The sequence below is a fragment of the Desulforamulus aquiferis genome, assembly GCF_030577015.1.
Taxonomy (GTDB): Bacteria; Bacillota; Desulfotomaculia; order Desulfotomaculales; family Desulfotomaculaceae; genus Desulfotomaculum; species Desulfotomaculum aquiferis.
In genome coordinates, this window is sequence record NZ_JARPTC010000013.1 from 117,743 (window position 1) to 136,824 (window position 19,082).

Here is a 19,082-nt window from a genome sequence, read left to right on the forward strand (position 1 = left end):
TTCTGTGAAACCGTTCAGAACCTACGCATTAAATTATACTTAAATAATGCCCTAACGGCAATATAGTTGCCCAGAAGTGCCAAAATAATACAAACAGGACTATATTCTAAGTCCTGTTTGAAAAGAAAAACTATTTATCGACTATAGCAATCCCAGTGAATTCATAACCCCTTTAACTGACTCTGTCTCACTGTTTGTTGCCTCCACTAGAGGAAGCCTAACCCCTCCAACGCTTAAACCCTTAAGGTTTAGAGCAGCTTTAACAGGAACTGGATTGGTCGCAATAAATAGGCCTTTAAACAACGGGAATAATTGTTTATGAATATTGGCTGCCAGAGTGGTATTACCTGATGTAAATGCATCTATCATTTCTTTTATTTGCTTGCCTGCTACATGAGCAGCTACACTAATAATCCCTTTAGCTCCTAATGAAAGCATAGGTAATGTCATTGAGTCGTCTCCACTATAAATCGCAAAATCTTCAGGCAACAGACGACGCAGTTCGGATACCTGATCAATTATTCCTGCAGCCTCTTTGATAGCCACAATATTTGGCACATCATTTGCCAATCTTACTACTGTAGCAGGTGTAACGTTAATCCCGGTACGACCTGGTATGTTATAAACAATAACAGGTAAGCTTGTGCTCTCAGCCACCGTTCTAAAGTGCCTGTATAGACCTTCCTGGGAAGGTTTATTATAGTAAGGAGCCACAAGCATTACACCATCACAGCCAACTTTTTCTGCTTCTTTTGTTAGAGCAATACTGCCGGCTGTATCATAACTTCCCGTGCCAGCCACCACAACAGCTTCGCCGCCTACTTCCTCTACAATAGATCTAAATAATTCTATTTTTTCCTCTTTTGTAAGTGTTGGAGATTCACCGGTAGTACCACAAACCACTAAACCGTCTGAACCGTTTTCTACCAGAAACCTGCCGAGTTTTCTTGCTTGGGTATGATTTACCGACAGGTCGGAGTTAAAGGGTGTAACCATAGCAGTTAGAATTCTACCGAAATCAATTGCAGCCATAAGACTATCACCATCCCTATATTAATTTTTCCAAAACCCTGTGAACTATTTCCCTTTGTTGTTGCTTCCCAGTTCAAAATAATGATGCAGGGCACGGATGGCTTTATGCATGTGTTCTTTTTGAACCAGTACCCAGATGGTGGTATGAGAGTCAGAGGACTGTAGAATATCCACTCCTTCTTCGGTAAGGGCCTTTACGATACGGGCCATTACGCCGGGAACACCTGTCATCCCTGCACCCACAGTGGATATCTTGGCACAATTAGGCTTAAGTTGTGGTTTTATGCCTAAATTTTCTAACACAGCCAATGCTTTTTGTGCCGACTCATCCTTTACCGTAAACATTATTACTTCTGGGCTTACGTTGATAAAATCAATACTTATATCTGCAAGGGCTAAAGACTGAAATATTCTCAGTGCCGGGTGTTCAACTTGAACTTCAGCTTGGGAAATCTTAAACTGGGTAACACCTGATACATGAGTAACACCGGTGGCCAATCGATCCCTGGTGATATCTATTGTACCATATACTTCATTGTGACTGGTCACTAGGGTTCCATTTGATTCTGTAAAGGTTGAGCGAACTCTAATGGGAATATTTTTCTGCATAGCAATTTCCACTGCCCGTGGATGTATTACTTTTGCTCCTTCATGGGCCAATTGGCATATTTCATTATAGGTTACAGTATCTAATATTCGAGCATCTTCCACTATCCTGGGGTCAGCAGTCATTATGCCTTCCACATCAGTAAAAATATCAATACACTCGGCATTTAATGCCACGCCCAAAGCTGAAGCAGTGGTGTCACTTCCACCCCGTCCCAGAGTAGTAATTTCACCACTTTCACTAATTCCTTGAAATCCTGCCACCACAACAATCTTACCATCTTTGGCATGATTAATTATATTACTTGGATCAACCCTTAATATTCTCGCGTCTGTGTGGCTTTCATCTGTGATTATTCCTGCCTGGGCTCCAGTTAGAAAGACAGCCTTTCTACCTAAACGCTGTATTGTATTGACCATGATTACACCGGAAATCATCTCACCACAGGACATTAGAATATCCATTTCCCTGACAGGTATGTCTCGGTTTACTGATAAAGCAAAGTTCAGAAGAGTATCCGTTGCATAGGGTTCTCCTGCTCTACCTATGGCAGAGACTACTACTACAGGCAAATATCCCTCATCAACTGCAGAAATAATTCTTGAGGCAACATGATCCCTTAACTCCTGGGAGATAAGGGAAGTGCCTCCAAATTTTTGAATGAGAAAACGCATATCAGTTCTTCTCCATTATGTCATTTCTTTTCCATCAAACAGTTATATTTGAGTAATAGTTCGGCAATCTGGACTGCATTAGTTGCAGCCCCCTTACGTATTTGATCCCCAACTACCCAAAGATTTAAGCCATTTTCGATGGTATTATCTTCACGTATGCGACCAACAAATACCTCATCGGTATTTGAAGTAAACAGGGGCATAGGATAAATATTTTGACTAATATCATCCTGCACAATAACACCAGGTGCATCTGCCAATACTTTCTTTGCCTCAGCGGCAGAAAGCTTGCTCTTTGTTTCAATATTAATTGATTCGGAGTGACTTCTATAAACTGGAACTCGGACAGTGGTGGCAGTAACTGCAATACTGTCGTCATTCATTATTTTCTGAGTTTCCAGAACCATCTTCCACTCTTCTTTGGTGTAATCCATATCTTTAAACACATCAATATGAGGTATTAAATTAAAAGCGATTTGGTGAGCAAACTTGTTGGGTGGGTATTCGCCCCCTTCGATTACTGCTTTAGTTTGGGCAGTTAGCTCCTCTATTCCTTCCTTACCAGCACCGGAAACAGCCTGATAAGTAGATACTACAACCCTCTTGATTCCTGCAGCGTCATAGATTGGTTTTAGCGCCACCACCATAATAATTGTAGAGCAGTTGGGATTGGCGATAATACCTTTATGCCACTTAACATCTTCCGGGTTAACCTCAGGCACTACCAGGGGCACCTCAGGGTCCATGCGATAATTACTGCTGTTATCAATCACCACACAGCCACGTTCAACTGCGGCGGGACCAAAATCTAGGCTGGCCTTACCTCCTGCAAATAGGGCAATGTCCATACCATTAAATGAGTCGTCCGTTGTTTCTTCAATTATATACTTCTTACCCTGAAACTCCACTTCTCTACCTGCAGAACGGGAAGTAGCACAAAGCTTAAGTTTATTTATAGGAAACTCTCTCTCGTTTAATATATTTAGTAATTCCTGACCCACTGCACCGGAAGCGCCGACTATAACGACATTTGCTTTTTTATTCAAGCTAGTTTCCCCCCTTATATTGATGCCCCAGGCATTTACGGTTGCTGTACAAGTATAGGCTGGATTTGTTTCCCTTGAAGTGCGTATTCAATGGAGTCGATGATCAAAGCCATCTTACTTTTCAAAGAGTTTGGTTTACCTGTAGGACTATCCTGTCCAAATGGTACCATATAAACATTCTTGGTGTTAAGAAGTAATCCAAGATTTTTTGCATTCATACCTAAGCCATCATTAGTTGATATTCCCAAGACCACCGGTCTCAGATTTCTTAGATGGGCTTTAGCTGCCATTAATACCGGTGTATCGGTAATGCCGGTAGCAAGTTTTGCCATAGTATTTCCCGTGCAAGGGGCAATAACAATAACATCAACTAATTTTTGCGGCCCCACCGGCTCGGCACCGGAAATACTGTTAATTGGTTCCTTACCTGTAATCTGTTTTAGTGAGCTGCGCCACTTTTCAGCAGTGCCAAATCGAGTATCCAAATTATCTACAGCATAACTAACAATAGGGTATACATTAGCACCTTCATCCACCAATTCTTGAATCCTAGGCATAATTTCATCTAGTGTACAATGGGACCCAGTAAGGGCAAAACCAATATTAATTCCTTTTAATCTCATTCCCACACCTCCGTCAGCCGTACATTGTGTCATTATCGAGCTAACTCCCGAACTAATAGTCCTGGCATTACCCTGGACAGGATTTGCCCCGCAGTCTTCGGAGCAACTCTACCAGGTAAACCCGGGGCTAACAGCGCCTTAATGCCTAACCTTTTGGCAGCATCAAAGTCAGTACCACCAGGCGGAGACGCTACATCAATTATGACAGTGTCTTCCATTGCCTTGGTTAGTATGCTATTTGTTAAGACCATAGTCGGTACGGTGTTGAAAATGATTTCCGCTCGGGAAATTGTATCTGATAAATCCTTGAGATCAATTGTTTCCATACCCATCTCAAAGGCTCTGGCCCTGTGGGCAGCATCCCGACTAACCACAGTAACCCTAGCTCCCATGCCTTGAAGAAGCCTGGCAATGCTTGCACCTGTTCTTCCAAACCCCAAAACAAAGGATTTACTATTATGAATTGTAATGTCAGTATTGTCCATGGCCATTTGTACTGCACCTTCAGCAGAAGGTATGGAGTTTAAAATGGCTACTTCGTCTAAATCAAGTACAGTTATTAAACGGACATTACTGCGCTGTACAATTTCCTTTAATTTGGGCCTAGCAAACCCGGCAAATATTGGAGCATTAGGCGGTAACTTAACCAGCAGCGCTTCGGAAAGCATCAGGGGTCTATCTTGATAAACACAGTATATGTTTCCGTCTTCTAATATACCCGGTACTGGCAAAATAACTGCCTGAACTCCCTCTACTGCCGCCTCTAAGCTCTCAAAAAGGCTTATTTGGGGCGGGTCATGTTTAACAGGAAGACCGACAACCTTTACATGTGCACCCAAGCGTGAAAGGGTCGACACCAGGACAACTTCTCTGGCATCACCACCAAGCACAGCAACTTGAACTCCCTTTAATTCTGGCTGCATGCTGATAACCCTCCTCTCAATCATTAGTCAACACACTACATGATATGAGTGGTCCGAGGGGGTGGTGCTTGTACTTAAGGGTTATGGGATTGTGGGAATCTGTTTTTTAATTTTCAAATAATAAGTTATCCAAACCATAGACCATTTGCTCCAGATTCATCACTTTTCTCACTGCCATGATTAACCCGGGCATAAATGACTCTCGAGAAATAGAATCATGCCTGATAGATAATGTTTGGCCTACACCACCAAATATTACCTCCTGATGGGCAACCAAACCTGGCAGTCTAACACTGTGAATTCTCAAGCCTTCAAAATTTCCGCCCCGTACTCCCTCAATTTTTTCAAACTCTCCTGGTGCTCCCTGGGACATATTACCCCTTACTTCACTAATCAATTCTGCCGTCTTCATAGCTGTCCCCGAAGGTGCATCAACCTTTTGATCATGGTGAAGCTCGATTATTTCTACATGGGGCAGATATTTGGCGGCTTCCGTTGCAAACTTAATCATTAACAGGGCACCAATGGCAAAATTGGGGGCAATAAGTCCACCAAGCTTCTTTTCTGAGGCCATATTGATAAACCTATTAATGTCTGCCATGGACATTCCAGTTGTGCCTACCACTGGTCTTACGCCATTTTTCAAAGCTATCTCAATATCACCCTGAACAACTTCCGGGCGGGTAAAATCTACCAATACATCAGGCTGAACTGCTTCTAATAGTTGATTTAGCTCTCCTGATATGGTAACTTTTATATCCGTATTCCCAATGATAGGGCCAAGCTCACTGCCTATCAATCTGTTATCAACTGCACCCACTAACTCCATTCCGTCTGCATTGATAATAGCTTTACAAGATTCCTGGCCCATTTTGCCTAAAGCTCCGGCTACAACTACTCTAATCATCATCTCTCCACCTTTGTAGCTTATTAGCAATTTTTTATAAATCTACACAATTATGCATCTTATTATGTTATACCTTATTTGTGCTTGTCAAGTTTCATTGGTCTCTAAAAGTTGATAACAATGGTAATATGATTACTTTACTGAATTATTGGAATTATTTTAACATTATTTATTCCGTTTTTATACTATCCTTGTATTTTTATTTCATTTTTACTTAATATAAAATAAAACCCCCTGCAGAGGGGATTTAATAGGAATATTTTTGGAAGAGTGGGTTGCCCTGATCCATTTCCACAATGATCACTTCTTCACCAATTTTACGTATGGCATCCCAGGGAATAATCATTTGTTGCTTATCTACCCACATGTTTATAAAATTACTTCTTCTCGGCAAGATTATGGAACAAATAGTACCAGTTTCAATGTCGAGGGTTACATCGGACTCTCCTACAACACCCAGTCTTGCCCCATTATTAATATTAACTATCTCTTTTCCTACTAATTCTCCCAGTCTCATGGTTCGTCCTCCTACCTAAATCTAAGTTTCAATCTTTTAAGGCCAATAAGAAACCGGTTAATGTATGGGCTTGCTATTGCCAGCAAAAATGATATTGCTGCCATTGGTTCGATACTAACTGTTGATACATTTACCCTAGTAGGAACATCAACTTCCAAAAAGGTAGTCAACATAACTAAGGACAAATAAATTCCACCCGCAGTACCTACCAATCCTGCCAAGGATTCAGAAAGTGCCGAGTTTTTGCTTTCACCAATTACATCCCATTCTTTCCTATATCGTTTAAGTCGTATCCGTTCCTTTAAAGAAAAGAATATCAAAACGGATGCAATGAGACCTAAAAAAATACTCAATACCAAAATTGCCCACCTCCCTGGTAAATAATATGTTGATGGTGGACAAATATTACAGTGGTTTTTTTGATATGTACAAGAAAAATAAAAATCTGCGATATTAGCAGCTAATCGCAGATTTTAATCAATAATGTAGGGCTGGGCAACTCAGACTTCCGCCGGTGCCTGAAGGGGCGGAAGTCTATTTATTCTTTGCTAGCCCTTTAAATTTTCCAAATTTGCTTTTAACTCACCACAATCCTGCCAGGGTCCAATGGCGGCCATTGAGAAATTGTCGTGATTGAAGATTTCATTGGCAACCCTTATTGTGTCCTCTACGGTTACTTTATTGAGCTTTTCTACAATTTCCTCCGGTTTGTATACTTTCTTTAAATAAAGCTCAGATTTACCAAGGCGGCTCATATGGGTATTAACACTTTCCAGGGACAGCAGCAGATTGCCCTTTAGTTGGTCTTTTGCCCGCTGCAGTTCAATAGGGGTGACACCCTTTTGCTTAATATCCTTTAACTCTTTGAAAATTAGCTCCATTGCTTGGCCGACATTTTGTTTACTAAGACCGGCATATACGCCAAATATTCCTGTATCATAATAGGAGCTGTGATAGGAGTAAACGGAATAAACTAAGCCCCTCTGTTCCCTTATTTCTTGAAATAACCTTGAGGATAATCCGCCGCCCAAAATAGTATTGATTACCTGGGCAATATAAACGCTTTCATCTTTAAGGCTGAAGCCAGGGGAACCAATAACCATATGTACCTGTTCAGTTTCCTTGCTGCGGCAGTTTAACTCAGAAGAGTGGGTAGGCCTAGCCAATTCCCTGGAAAATTCATTACCACTAAGGTTTTGAAATATTGGAGTTAGCTTTTCAACAACCTGTTGATGGGAAACGTTGCCCGCCACAGAAATTACTAATCTATGTGGTGTATAGTTACTCTTCATGAAACTCCTTAAATCTTCAAAGGTAAAGCTACTCACGGTTTCTGTGGTTCCAATAATGGGTCTGCCTAGGGGGTGACCAGACCAAATTGTTTTGGCAAACATATCATGAACAAGTTCATCTGGTGCATCTTCATACATCTTAATTTCTTCGAGAATTACATTCTTTTCCCTTTCAACATCCTGCTCATCAATTTTAGAGTTGAAAAGCATGTCTGTGAGTATATCAACAGCTAATCCAAAATGCTCATCTAATACCTTGGCATAATAACAAGTATACTCTTTAGTAGTAAATGCGTTTAGCTGACCACCAACAGCATCTAATTCCTCTGCAATTTGTTTGGCAGTCCTGTTATGGGTACCCTTAAATAACATGTGCTCGATATAATGAGATATTCCTGCTGTGGAATCACTCTCATCACGGGAACCCACATCGACCCAAATACCGAGGGCCACTGATCTGACATGGGGTACCTGCTGGCTAAGTATTCTAACTCCATTTGGTAGAACTTCTTTTTGGTAAAACATTACAACCCCTCCTGGATGAACGATAAACCAAGTTTCGCCATGAATTATGAAAATACCTTTAATAATTCTTACTTTCTATTTCTTATTGTCAAACTTATCAAATCAATGTAAGTATGCCCCGATATGACTACTATATTATTCTTTCTTTTCAAGATTCTCTATTAGTTCTCCCACTGTGACAAATTGATAGCCTTGTCTCTGTAGGTGGCTTATTATTTGAGGTAGCGCAGCAACTGTTGGTGCCGTTGGGTGCATTAGAACTATAGCACCATTATGGGCCTTTCCTAATACTCTTCGAACAATTACATCTGGAGAGGGTCTTTGCCAGTCAATGGTATCTACACTCCAAAGGACAAAAGTGTAACCCATTTCCTCTGCTGCCTTGAGAACAGCAGGTCCCCTTTCACCATAGGGAGGTGCATACAGGGTTGGTTTCTTATTAATGGTCTCATAAATAAGTTTTTCCGCTTTATGCATATCCCTTAAGTTACCACTTTTTGATAGTTGATCCGGGTGTGGATGGGAGTAGCCGTGTGTTCCAATCTCATGTCCTGCAGCATCCATCCTTTTTAGTATCTCTGGAAAATCCTCCACCCAGGTTCCTCCTGCAAAAAATGTTACTTTGACTTTGTGTTCAGCCAATGTTTCTAGCATTTTAGGAATATATTCTTCTCCCCAAAACACGTTACAGGCCAGAGCTATTTTTTTCTCCTGATCATTCCCCTGATAGACAGGTGCCAGCACAGGCTTATCCTCCCTTAAACCAACCCAGGCAAGGGATATAACTACCGTAATTATTGCTAACAACATTAAAGCTTTTAAAATAGTTCTTTTTCCAAAATAAAATATCCTCATCCAACTTCTCTCCTTAAATTTCCTTTTCCAAAACTCTATGCAGGAAATTTTAGGATTATATCTAAACTAAGAAATCTTGACATCGCCGCCTTTAGACACTGCAGTAATCCTTAATCTGCCTTTTTGTGCATTATTTAATACGCAAAAAACCCCCGAGAGGGGGTTTAAACTGCAAAGACATGTCTACCTATTTTGTTGATAATGGGACGACTCCATATCCACTTGCTGGTTGCTGTCACCGGGTTCCAATAATAGATGGCCCCTCCTGTTGGGTCCCAGCCCTTTACAGCCGCATCCACAGCACTGTAAGCTGAGGAGTTGGGCTCAAGGTAAAATTGTCCGTCATGTACGGCGGTAAAGGCCCAGGGCTGAAATATAACTTCTTGTACATTTCTGCCAAAATCACCAGAATATAATCTATTCAAAACAACAGCAGCAACTGCAACTTGTCCTTCAAAGGATTCTCCTCTGGCTTCACCGTGTACAACCCGTGCCAGGTCATATAAATCCTTTCTGGATAAGTTGAGATTACCTCGAGACACAGGTTCGGTTCTAGGGCGCTCATTTTGAACACCACCAGCCTGCCTAATTATTGCCTGTGAGGTTTGCTTTCCTACAATACCATCCGCCTTTAAACCATTTTTCCACTGAAATTCTTTTACAGTATTAAGTGTTTTAGACCCAAAGATACCATCAATCTTTCCAACACTATAGCCTAGATAACCAAGATTCCTTTGAAGTTGTTTAACATCTTCACCCTTCATACCTTGGCGCAGGGTTCTGTCCCCAAAAGCAGCTTCCGCTTTGTTAAGTGGGACAATAACAAATAAAGATAACACAAACATTGCTAAAACCGTTAACATAATCCTTTTTACTAGAATTTCCATCACCTCTACCAATCTTTAATGGCGTTATGGTACGTAAATAATTTTAGCTATTAGTTAGGTTATTTGGCAAAGAGTGTATGGGATGCTAAAACTAGATATTTTACAATGATGTTCCTGATATAAAATATAACCGGCAAATAGGAGTTTAAAGCTTTTCATAACTCCTATTTGCCGGTTGATGTGATTTTATTCCTTGGTAACCTTTGGCCTACTATAGGGTCTTCTTTCTCTCCGCTCTCCACCGCTATCATCGCTTCTAGCAGGTTCTTCCGGGGGAGCCATACCCATATCCCTTAGGGCCTCTTTACGGGACAATTTAAGCCTTCCTTGATGATCATAACCAATTGCTTTTACGGTTATGATATCACCTTCCTTGGCGATATCTTCAGTTTTCTCAACTCGCCGGAAGTCAAGTTGTGAAATGTGGACCAAGCCTTCTTTACCCTGTAATCCCATTACACCCGGAATTACCTCTACAAAGCAACCAAAATCGGTAACCCTGGTAACTTTACCTTCGTAAATCTTGCCAACCTCAACTTCAGCAGTAATGGATTGGATAATTTGCAGAGCTTTTTTGCCCTTTTCCCGGTCAACTGCGGCAATAAATACCCTGCCATCATCTTCAATATCTATATCTGCACCAGTTTCTTCCACTAGTTTTTTAATAATTTTACCACCAGGCCCAATAACATCCCTAATCTTATCTGGATTAATGGTAGTTCTGATAATACTTGGGGCAAATTGGGAAATTTCCTGACGTGGCTCAGGAAGAACCCCTAGCATTTTGTCCATGATATGCATACGCCCACGATGAGCCTGCTCCAGTGCCTGCTCAAATACTTCCCTGGTGATACCTGGTATCTTGATATCCATCTGTAATGCTGTAATACCCTTTGCTGTACCTGCTACCTTAAAGTCCATATCACCCAGATGATCCTCTAGTCCCTGGATATCAGTAAGGACTGTAAACTTATCCTCTTCCATGATTAAACCCATGGCTACACCTGCCACAGGTGCCTTGATGGGAACGCCGGCATCCATTAGTGCTAAGGTGCTGCCGCAAACGCTTCCCATTGATGTGGAGCCATTTGATTCAAGGGCTTCTGAGACAACTCTAATGGTATAGGGGAATATTTCTTCGGAGGGTATCATGGGTTCTAAAGCCCTCTCGGCCAAGGCACCATGACCAATCTCACGACGTCCTGGTGACCTCATGGGCTTTGTTTCGCCAGTACTGAAGGGTGGGAAATTGTAGTGGTGCATATATCTCTTTGTTTCATCTAAACCGAGACCGTCTAATATTTGCTCCTCGCTTACACAACCCAGGGTGGCTACTGTAAGGATCTGGGTTTGTCCCCTGGTAAATAGGCCAGATCCATGGGTTCTTGGTAAAACTCCTGCATCAACGGTAATGGGTCTTACCTCATCCACAGCTCTGCCATCTATCCTGAGTTTATCATGGGTAATAATCCTACGTACAACTTTCTTCTCAGCCTTTTCGATTAATGACATAACCTCTCTGGGATTTTCCGGAAATTGTTCCAGGTAGGTTGTCTGCAAATTTGACATTACTCCATCAATATAAGCTTCTCTTTCCTTTTTGGTTAGCTTCTCAGTGGAGCAATGTAAAACTGCTGCCCGGATATCAGCCTCAGCCTTTGCTAAAATTGCCTCTGCCATTTCAGAATTAATTTCCGGCTCAGCTATTTCCATTTTTTCATGTGCCAAGCCCATGGCTAAGGCTTCATTTCTGAAGTCTTCTATAAAGGCAACAATTTCCTGAACTACACTATGGCCATACATAATAGCCTCAAGCATTTGCTCCTCAGGAACTTCCTTAGCACCTGCTTCCACCATCATTACTGCATCCTGGGTGCCTGCCACCACAAGGTGCATATCACTGTTTTCCGCCTGTCTTATCGTGGGGTTAACAACAAATTGTCCGTCCACCCGGCCCACTATTACCCCACCAATTGGTTTTTTAAGGGGAATTTTGGAAATATGTAAAGCAGCAGATGCACCTATCATGGCAGCCATTTCAGGTGCATGGTCCTGATCAACAGACATTACAGTAGCTACCACCTGCACCTCGTTCCTCATGTGTTTGGGAAAAAGTGGTCTGATAGGGCGGTCAATTAACCTTCCAGATAAAATTGCTTTTTCGCTTGGTCTACCTTCACGTTTGATAAAGCCACCAGGAATTTTTCCCACAGCGTAAAGTCTTTCCTCATAATCCACTGTAAGGGGGAAAAAGTCAATATCTCTTGTGTTCTTTGCCACAGTGGCTGTAACAAGTACCACCGTATCGCCATACTTTGCCAATACCGCACCACTTGCTTGTTTAGCCAATCTTCCAGTTTCTAGACTTAATGTTCTGCCTCCCAGGTTAATCTCCCTGGTTAATACTTGATTTTCCGACATTCTTCTTTTCCTACCTCCATAACTCCAAGTTCTTAACAAATCTTAGCAATTCTACATTTTTATTAGTATTTCCTCCTTATAACTCGAAAAATACCTCTAGGTAATTATACTTATTATAAAATGGACAATATTCTCTTAGAAAATCACCTTTCTGCCCTAATATTATTAAATATTCCTTTAAAAATATATTCAATTTAATAACAAAAAAACGGGCTATGCCCGTTTTTTTGTTACTTACGTAAACCTAATCTTTCAATTATTTTACGGTAGCGAGCAAAATCGCGATCCCGCAAATAATTTAGCAGTGCACGACGTTGTCCAACCATTTTCAAAAGACCTCTACGTGAATGGTGATCTTTTTTGAAGGATTTTAAGTGCTCTGTCAATTGATTGATACGCTCAGTAAGAAGTGCAATTTGAACTTCGGGGGAGCCAGTATCATTTTCATGGGTTTTATAGGCTTGGATGATTTCGTTCTTCTTTTCGATAGACAATGCCACGGGGAATTCACCTCCTTATCTTAATAATCCCTGTTATCCAAGACAACGGTCGGAGTAAACCTGTCCCCTAGATAACAGTTCCGGGAATTTTATTTCCCGATTATGGTAATCACCAAGCGGCCTGTTTCTATGTCCTTTGCTACAATATCAAACATTCGGCCTGACTTGGCAAAAAATCCCCTAAACCTTGTTGCAGTTGGTATTCTCCCAGGAATTCCCCTTGCAGCTGTAATAATATCTGAATTTACTATTTTATCCTGCCTAAGATCCCTTAATCTCTTACGTGCATGTTCTGTAATAATCACACGCATAACATTGCCCTAGCAACTGCGTGACTGATATAATGGTTCATCCTCTTCCTGGGCAATGAATGCATATAATGCATCTTGAAACGCAGTAATTCTTACGTTATCAATATTTGATTTCACATATAGTGATTCCAATTCCCGTTTTAAGCATTGGAATTCTTCGCTGACACATATTAATGCAATATGACTTAGCCAGCGTTTGACCTCCTCTTCGGGAGTATCATATTTAGGATACCCCATGGACAACACTCCCTTCAAAATAATTTTAGGGATGTTTGCCGCATTTATTGTAGCATAACTAGTACAAGAAGTAAATGTAGGTATTAATAATTATATTTAAGGTACCCTAAGCTTATTCTTCTATTCTGGATGGTCAAATCTGGCACTTTGTACATCTGCTTGAATTTGATTTACCAGCTCGGTAATGGATGCGAACTTTCTTTCGTCCCTAAGACGACGTGTATAGCTAACCTTTATTTTCTTCCCATAAAGATTACCACAAAAATCAAGCAAATGAACTTCTATGTTAGTTCTTTGACTGTGACCATTAAACGTAGGTTTAGTACCTATATTTGCTACCCCAAGATAGGTATCTTCTTCCACCTCTACTTGTACTCGATAGACACCTTTACAAGGCACCACCATGCCATCCGGGCACTCAATATTAGCCGTAGGAAAACCAAGGGTGTTTCCACGTCTTTCTCCCGATACAACAACACCTTCAGTGAAGGGGTTGTAACCTAGTAGCTGTCTGGCAAATATTACGTCGCCTTCACTTAACTTAGTTCTGATTAAAGAACTGCTAACAACTTGCCCTGCTACCTTTACTGGAGGTATCACATTAAGTGAGTAGCCATATTCTTCTCCGTGCTTCCAAAGAGTTTCAGGTGTCCCTTTCCCTTTGTGTCCAAAGGTATAGTTATAGCCGACAATAATACCCTTGGCCCTTAATTGTCCCATTAATATGTCCTTAATAAAGTCTTCCGGACAAAGTTGAGCAAATTTAAGGGTGAAAGGAAGCAGTATCAATATATCAACGCCAAGTTGATACATCATTCTTTCTTTAGCCTCACGGTCCAAGAGCATAGGTGGAGCTATTTCTGGTCGTAGAACTGATAAAGGATGAGGGTCAAAGGTCAATACAGCAGATGACCCATTAACCCGTTGTGCAGTAGCCACAGCTTCCCCTATAAGCCTTTGGTGGCCTAGATGAACCCCGTCAAAATTACCTAGAGCGACAAATATATCTGAATACCTATCCTTTAAAGCGGTAAGGTCTTCATAAACTCGCAATTTTACTTACCCCCTGCCGTCCGCAACAATCCACCCTTATAATATAATACCCATGATGGTTTTGGTAAACTAAAATTTTCGTTTGCAATAAATTTATCTGAAGTTATTATAATGATCTTGCTTTTGCATTATTTAGTTTGGAATACTACTTCAGGCTTTAATACTATTCTCTCTTTATCTTCATGATAATCCTTAGCACCTAAATAAATGCCCAGCAATTTACCGCAATACTCTACCCTTACAAGTTCACCCTCTGCTATATCTTTAGAAGTTTTCTGAATGCCCCTAGGATAAAGGGTGGCTCCTGATGAGACTGATTTTAGGGCTGAACTATTTATTTCAACTAATGTCATTTGCCCCACTGACTGAGACATGGGTACCAATGCACTTGCAATTTTATTTTCGTCACACAGACTTTTAATTTCCTCTAGGGTTAAAGCCTCTTCTATCCTGAAATCCCCTACCCTAGTCCGCAACAAAAAGGACATATAGGCGCCACAACCCAATGCCTTGCCAATATCGGAGCATAGGGTACGCACATATGTCCCCTTTGAACAAGTTACATCAAACAAGACCCTTGGATTTGGTCTTTGCCACTCCCAACTATTAACAACCTGTAAATCATATATTGTTACATTTCTGGCTGGCACTTCAACTGTCTGACCTTCCCGTTCAAGTTGATAGAGGCGTTTTCCCCCAACTTTTATTGCTGATGCCATGGGTGGTACTTGAGTTATCTGTCCTAAAAATTGTGCTGTCACATGCTGAAAATCTTCAGGCTTTATATTAGCTGCATTGTGGCTCTCTAACAACTCTCCATAGGCATCCTGGCTAGTAGTGGATAATCCTAATGTTAATTCAGCCCTATAGCTCTTATCACCCTCGGTGACAAATCTTGATAATCTGGTTGCTTTCCCTAAGCCCACCGGCAAAACGCCAGCGGCTCCTGGATCTAGGGTTCCGGTGTGACCACATTTTTTGATGCCTGTGACCCTTCTAATGAAATAGACCACATCATGGGAAGTCATTCCAGGGGGTTTTAAAACATTTATGAAGCCATCCAATTCAACACCCCCGGAACAGATTTTGGGTCTCTGTCAGAACCAGTTTTTTTGCCTGGTCCAAACCACCCTTTAGGGTACACCCGGATGCCCTGACATGACCACCACCGCCAAATTTTTTAGCCAGCAGGTTCACATCAACCTGATATTTTGAGCGTAGGCTGACCTTAACCATTCCATCGTTTAATTCTTTAAAAACAATGGCCACCTCTACCCCTTTAATTTTTCGAGGGTAATTAATTAGACCATCAACATGTTGATCTTCCGCCCCTACAGATTGAACCTGTTCTTGTGTAATACTTAGCCAGGCAATTTGCCCGCACTTGCTGATTTCCAGGCTTTGTAAAGCAACCTGTAGAAGCCTGATAGATTCCACCGGTTGCTCTCCAAATATTAAATTTGACAGCTTTGATACTGGTATTCCCAGATCTATTAGTCTTGATGCCTTAACATGAACCTCTGGTGTGGTGTTTTCATATCTAAAGGAACCGGTATCTGTAACAATAGCAGTGTAAAGGTTTATTGCCAGCTTATTATCAATTTCTATATTGATTAGGTCTAATAAGTCCATAACAATTTGCCCGGTGGCTGCTGACTTTGGCTCCACATAATTATAATGGCCAAAGGGGTTGTCATTTACATGATGATCTATTACCAGGGTTGTTATTTCTGAATTTAGCACTGACTCAACGTATTTTCCTAAACGGTCAATTACAGAACAATCTAAAGCAATGAATAGGTCGTAATTGCCCGGAGGTACCTTTCCCACTACTATTTGCTCTGCGCCAGGTAAGAAAGTATATAAATCCGGCACGGGATCAGAACTAACCATGGTTACTTCTTGACCAAGGGTCTGTAATCCCAATCCCAGTGCAAGAATTGACCCTAAGCTATCCCCATCAGGCATTACATGGCCTGATATTAATGGTCTGCGGGCCTTTTTTATTACCTCAGCCACTTCAGAAAGACTATTCATTGTTCGGCTTTTCCTCCTGCCGATTGATGCCATGGAGAAGTTCCATAATTCGGCTGCCATGATCCAAGGAATTGTCTAACTTAAATATTAATTCAGGTGCATGCCTAACTTTAATTCGCCGGCCCACCTCAGAGCGCATATAGCCCGAGGCATTCTGCAAAATGTCTACAGATTCTTTACGTTGCTCCTCTGAGCCCATTACGCTGATAAATATTTTTGCGTAGGATAAATCCTTGGTAACCTCAACCCCGGTAATGGTTACAAATCCCACCCTAGGGTCCTTTATTTCATTTCTCAGCAAATCGGCAATTTCTTTCTTAATGGCCTCGGCCATTCTCTCTGGTCGGTGTGACAACCAACACACCTCCTGTGGTATTTTTAAATACTCACTTACTATTTCAATTCTCTTTTTATAGTTTCTGTAATAAAGGACTCTATTATGTCCCCTTCTTGTATATCATTAAATCTCTCAAAGGTTATACCACATTCGTAACCCTGGGCAACCTCCTTGGCATCATCCTTAAATCTCTTTAAAGAGTCCAGTTTTCCTTCGTGTATTACAATACCATCTCTAATAACCCTGATGCCAGAATCTCTAGTAATCTTGCCCTCGGTCACATAGCCACCGGCAATGGTACCAATCTTTGATGCTTTGAAGGTTTTTCTTACTTCAACATGACCAAGTACTACTTCTTTAAATTCCGGATCTAAAAGGCCGCTCATGGCTTTCTTAACGTCATCAATGGCCTCATAGATTACCCTATAAAGGTTCATGCTGACCTTCTCAGCCTCAGCTACCTTACGGGCATTGGCATCTGGTCTAACGTTAAAACCTATTACAATAGCATTGGATGCCGAGGCCAGCATGATATCGGTCTCGTTGATGGCTCCAACTCCATTGTGAATCAGATTAACTTTCACTTCATCGGTGGAGAGTTTCTCTAAAGCTTGGGCAAGGGCTTCGATGGAACCCTGTACATCAGCCTTAATAATAATCGGCAGCTCTTTTATTTGACCTTCTTGAATGTGTTTAAAGAGATCATCAAGGGAAATCTTATTATTTGACTTAAGTTCCTCTTCCCTTTTTCTTATCTGTCTCTTATCAGCCACTTCTCTAGCCAATTTCTCATCTTCTACAGACACGAGGATATCCCCAGCTTCTGGCACATCCGAGAGACCTAAAATCTCTACTGGTGTACTAGGACCTGCCTTTTTAACACGCCTCCCCTTATCATCCACCATAGCCCGGACACGCCCGAATACGTGACCCACAACTATAGTATCCCCTACTCTAAGGGTACCATTCTGTACCAGTACTGTGGCAACAGGACCTCGTCCTTTATCAAGTTCAGCCTCTACCACTGTACCTCTAGCCACTCTATTTGGATTTGCTTTCCACTCATGTACATCTGCCACAAGTAGTATCATTTCAAGCAGATTATCTAATCCAGTGCGCTCCTTAGCTGAAACAGGTACAGCTATCACATCGCCGCCCCAATCTTCAACAACAAGTTCATGTTGGGTTAGCTCCTGCTTAACCTTCTCAGGATTTGCATCTGGTTTATCCATTTTATTAATGGCTACAATAATTGGTACTTCCGCCGCTTTGGCATGATTTATTGCTTCAACTGTTTGAGGCATAACTCCGTCATCAGCAGCCACAACAAGAATAGCAATATCAGTAATTTTAGCTCCCCTTGCCCTCATAGCAGTAAAAGCAGCATGGCCTGGAGTATCAACAAAGGTGATCTTTTTGCCATTATGCTCAATCTGATACGCGCCGATATGTTGTGTTATGCCACCAGCTTCACCGGCAGTAACATTGGTTTCCCGGATAGTATCTAATAATGAAGTTTTTCCATGATCAACGTGGCCCATGATAGTCACAACGGGAGGTCTGGAAACCATATCCTCCGGATTATCCTCTGGTTCAGCCATCATAACAGCCTCTTTATTAACTGCTACTTTAAGCTCAACCTCATAGCCAAATTCACCGGCAACCAAAGCTGCCGTATCGTAATCAACTTCCTGGTTTATAGTTGCCAGCATTCCCATTGCCATTAGCCTTTTTATGACTTCAGCAGCAGTCTTCTTAAGCCTTTCCGCCAGTTCCTGTACCGTGATAGTTTCGCCAATTTGCACAGGTCTTTTGTCTAATACCGGTGGTGGTGTTGGTGTACCAGACTTACGCTTATGTTTATTATTTCTATTTTTATAAAGCTTAGAAGCCTCTACCTGACCATCTGCCCATTGTTTATCCTTTTCGTAGCTCTTTCTACGATCGCCCTTGGTTTTATCAGGTGCTTTGGTAGGTTTTGGCTGGGCAATTTGTTCAGGTGGCTTGGGTATCACCGGATTAGCTAAGTTTTGGCGAGGCGCACCTGGTCTGCCGCCCCGATCGCCAAAGGGAGGCCTACCCTGGCCACCTTGGTTCTGACGGTCTCCATAGGGTGGTCTTCCTTGCCCCCCCGGACCTGGGCGATTTGCACCTGCAGGTCTTCCCTGTCCAGGACGGTCGTTGTAGCCAGGTCTTCCCTGCCCCTGGTTAGGGCGATCGCCGTAGCCTGGTCTTCCCTGCCCCTGGTTAGGACGGTCGCCGTAGCCCGGTCTTCCCTGCCCCTGGTTAGGACGGTCG

At 41.8% G+C, this 19,082-nt stretch carries 20 protein-coding genes; all 20 read right to left on the minus strand.

Features of this window, described 5'->3' with window-relative positions:
• Positions 1-141 precede the first annotated feature (141 nt).
• Positions 142-1,032, minus strand: coding sequence for a 4-hydroxy-tetrahydrodipicolinate synthase (gene dapA / locus P6N53_RS09535; protein WP_304542613.1), 891 nt, complete (start codon positions 1,030-1,032; stop codon positions 142-144).
• Positions 1,033-1,077: 45 nt separating this feature from the next.
• Positions 1,078-2,313: an aspartate kinase gene (gene dapG / locus P6N53_RS09540; protein WP_304542614.1), complete on the minus strand. Its 1,236-nt coding sequence runs from the start codon at positions 2,311-2,313 to the stop codon at positions 1,078-1,080.
• A gap of 20 nt (positions 2,314-2,333) precedes the next feature.
• On the minus strand, positions 2,334-3,359 hold the full coding sequence (locus P6N53_RS09545; protein WP_304542615.1) for an aspartate-semialdehyde dehydrogenase: 1,026 nt from the start codon (positions 3,357-3,359) through the stop codon (positions 2,334-2,336).
• Between the two features lie 35 nt (positions 3,360-3,394).
• On the minus strand, positions 3,395-3,982 hold the full coding sequence (locus tag P6N53_RS09550; RefSeq protein ID WP_304542636.1) for a dipicolinate synthase subunit B: 588 nt from the start codon (positions 3,980-3,982) through the stop codon (positions 3,395-3,397).
• Positions 3,983-4,014: 32 nt separating this feature from the next.
• Positions 4,015-4,905 carry a dipicolinate synthase subunit DpsA gene (gene dpsA / locus P6N53_RS09555; RefSeq protein ID WP_304542616.1) on the minus strand — a complete coding sequence of 297 codons (891 nt, stop codon included), beginning with the start codon at positions 4,903-4,905 and terminating at the stop codon, positions 4,015-4,017.
• 106 nt (positions 4,906-5,011) lie between these two features.
• Positions 5,012-5,812, minus strand: a complete 801-nt coding sequence (gene dapB, locus P6N53_RS09560) for a 4-hydroxy-tetrahydrodipicolinate reductase (RefSeq protein WP_304542617.1) — start codon at positions 5,810-5,812, stop codon at positions 5,012-5,014.
• Between the two features lie 247 nt (positions 5,813-6,059).
• Positions 6,060-6,329: a YlmC/YmxH family sporulation protein gene (locus tag P6N53_RS09565; RefSeq protein WP_304542618.1), complete on the minus strand. Its 270-nt coding sequence runs from the start codon at positions 6,327-6,329 to the stop codon at positions 6,060-6,062.
• Between the two features lie 11 nt (positions 6,330-6,340).
• Positions 6,341-6,688 (minus strand): hypothetical protein, encoded by a 348-nt coding sequence (locus P6N53_RS09570; RefSeq protein WP_304542619.1) that lies wholly within the window; start codon positions 6,686-6,688, stop codon positions 6,341-6,343.
• Positions 6,689-6,877: 189 nt separating this feature from the next.
• Positions 6,878-8,146, minus strand: coding sequence for a M16 family metallopeptidase (locus P6N53_RS09575; RefSeq protein ID WP_304542620.1), 1,269 nt, complete (start codon positions 8,144-8,146; stop codon positions 6,878-6,880).
• A 135-nt stretch (positions 8,147-8,281) separates the two neighbouring features.
• Positions 8,282-9,001 (minus strand): polysaccharide deacetylase family protein, encoded by a 720-nt coding sequence (locus P6N53_RS09580; protein WP_304542621.1) that lies wholly within the window; start codon positions 8,999-9,001, stop codon positions 8,282-8,284.
• A gap of 164 nt (positions 9,002-9,165) precedes the next feature.
• The gene (gene sleB, locus P6N53_RS09585) at positions 9,166-9,888 is read right to left on the minus strand and encodes a spore cortex-lytic enzyme (protein ID WP_304542622.1); all 723 of its coding nucleotides are present in this window, start codon (positions 9,886-9,888) and stop codon (positions 9,166-9,168) included.
• 186 nt (positions 9,889-10,074) lie between these two features.
• Positions 10,075-12,309 (minus strand): polyribonucleotide nucleotidyltransferase, encoded by a 2,235-nt coding sequence (locus tag P6N53_RS09590; protein WP_304542623.1) that lies wholly within the window; start codon positions 12,307-12,309, stop codon positions 10,075-10,077.
• 230 nt (positions 12,310-12,539) lie between these two features.
• Positions 12,540-12,809 (minus strand): 30S ribosomal protein S15, encoded by a 270-nt coding sequence (rpsO, locus tag P6N53_RS09595; protein ID WP_304542624.1) that lies wholly within the window; start codon positions 12,807-12,809, stop codon positions 12,540-12,542.
• Between the two features lie 89 nt (positions 12,810-12,898).
• Positions 12,899-13,120, minus strand: a complete 222-nt coding sequence (locus tag P6N53_RS09600) for a hypothetical protein (protein WP_304542625.1) — start codon at positions 13,118-13,120, stop codon at positions 12,899-12,901.
• 9 nt (positions 13,121-13,129) lie between these two features.
• Positions 13,130-13,357, minus strand: a complete 228-nt coding sequence (locus tag P6N53_RS09605) for a hypothetical protein (protein ID WP_304542626.1) — start codon at positions 13,355-13,357, stop codon at positions 13,130-13,132.
• A 120-nt stretch (positions 13,358-13,477) separates the two neighbouring features.
• A complete protein-coding gene (locus P6N53_RS09610; protein WP_304542627.1) occupies positions 13,478-14,410 on the minus strand; it encodes a bifunctional riboflavin kinase/FAD synthetase in 933 nt (310 codons plus the stop codon).
• 128 nt (positions 14,411-14,538) lie between these two features.
• Positions 14,539-15,474 carry a tRNA pseudouridine(55) synthase TruB gene (gene truB / locus P6N53_RS09615; protein WP_304542628.1) on the minus strand — a complete coding sequence of 312 codons (936 nt, stop codon included), beginning with the start codon at positions 15,472-15,474 and terminating at the stop codon, positions 14,539-14,541.
• Position 15,475: 1 nt separating this feature from the next.
• Positions 15,476-16,447, minus strand: coding sequence for a DHH family phosphoesterase (locus P6N53_RS09620; protein ID WP_304542629.1), 972 nt, complete (start codon positions 16,445-16,447; stop codon positions 15,476-15,478).
• Positions 16,440-16,802, minus strand: a complete 363-nt coding sequence (rbfA, locus tag P6N53_RS09625) for a 30S ribosome-binding factor RbfA (protein ID WP_304542630.1) — start codon at positions 16,800-16,802, stop codon at positions 16,440-16,442. Before rbfA ends, P6N53_RS09620 begins: the two co-directional genes overlap by 8 nt.
• A 38-nt stretch (positions 16,803-16,840) precedes the next feature.
• Positions 16,841-19,082, minus strand: a 2,242-nt coding sequence (gene infB, locus P6N53_RS09630; RefSeq protein ID WP_304542631.1) for a translation initiation factor IF-2, incomplete at its 5' end; no start/stop codon positions are given.

Bases quoted from the DNA above. Each gene is read 5' to 3' on its own strand.
- dapA (WP_304542613.1), bottom strand. From the start codon at position 1,032: ATGGCTGCAATTGATTTCGGTAGAATTCTAACTGCTATGGTTACACCC.
- dapG (WP_304542614.1), bottom strand. From the start codon at position 2,313: ATGCGTTTTCTCATTCAAAAATTTGGAGGCACTTCCCTTATCTCCCAG.
- P6N53_RS09550 (WP_304542636.1), bottom strand. From the start codon at position 3,982: ATGAGATTAAAAGGAATTAATATTGGTTTTGCCCTTACTGGGTCCCAT.
- dpsA (WP_304542616.1), bottom strand. From the start codon at position 4,905: ATGCAGCCAGAATTAAAGGGAGTTCAAGTTGCTGTGCTTGGTGGTGAT.
- dapB (WP_304542617.1), bottom strand. From the start codon at position 5,812: ATGATTAGAGTAGTTGTAGCCGGAGCTTTAGGCAAAATGGGCCAGGAA.
- P6N53_RS09565 (WP_304542618.1), bottom strand. From the start codon at position 6,329: ATGAGACTGGGAGAATTAGTAGGAAAAGAGATAGTTAATATTAATAAT.
- P6N53_RS09575 (WP_304542620.1), bottom strand. From the start codon at position 8,146: ATGTTTTACCAAAAAGAAGTTCTACCAAATGGAGTTAGAATACTTAGC.
- P6N53_RS09580 (WP_304542621.1), bottom strand. From the start codon at position 9,001: ATGAGGATATTTTATTTTGGAAAAAGAACTATTTTAAAAGCTTTAATG.
- sleB (WP_304542622.1), bottom strand. From the start codon at position 9,888: ATGGAAATTCTAGTAAAAAGGATTATGTTAACGGTTTTAGCAATGTTT.
- P6N53_RS09590 (WP_304542623.1), bottom strand. From the start codon at position 12,309: ATGTCGGAAAATCAAGTATTAACCAGGGAGATTAACCTGGGAGGCAGA.
- P6N53_RS09600 (WP_304542625.1), bottom strand. From the start codon at position 13,120: ATGCGTGTGATTATTACAGAACATGCACGTAAGAGATTAAGGGATCTT.
- P6N53_RS09605 (WP_304542626.1), bottom strand. From the start codon at position 13,357: ATGGGGTATCCTAAATATGATACTCCCGAAGAGGAGGTCAAACGCTGG.
- P6N53_RS09620 (WP_304542629.1), bottom strand. From the start codon at position 16,447: ATGAATAGTCTTTCTGAAGTGGCTGAGGTAATAAAAAAGGCCCGCAGA.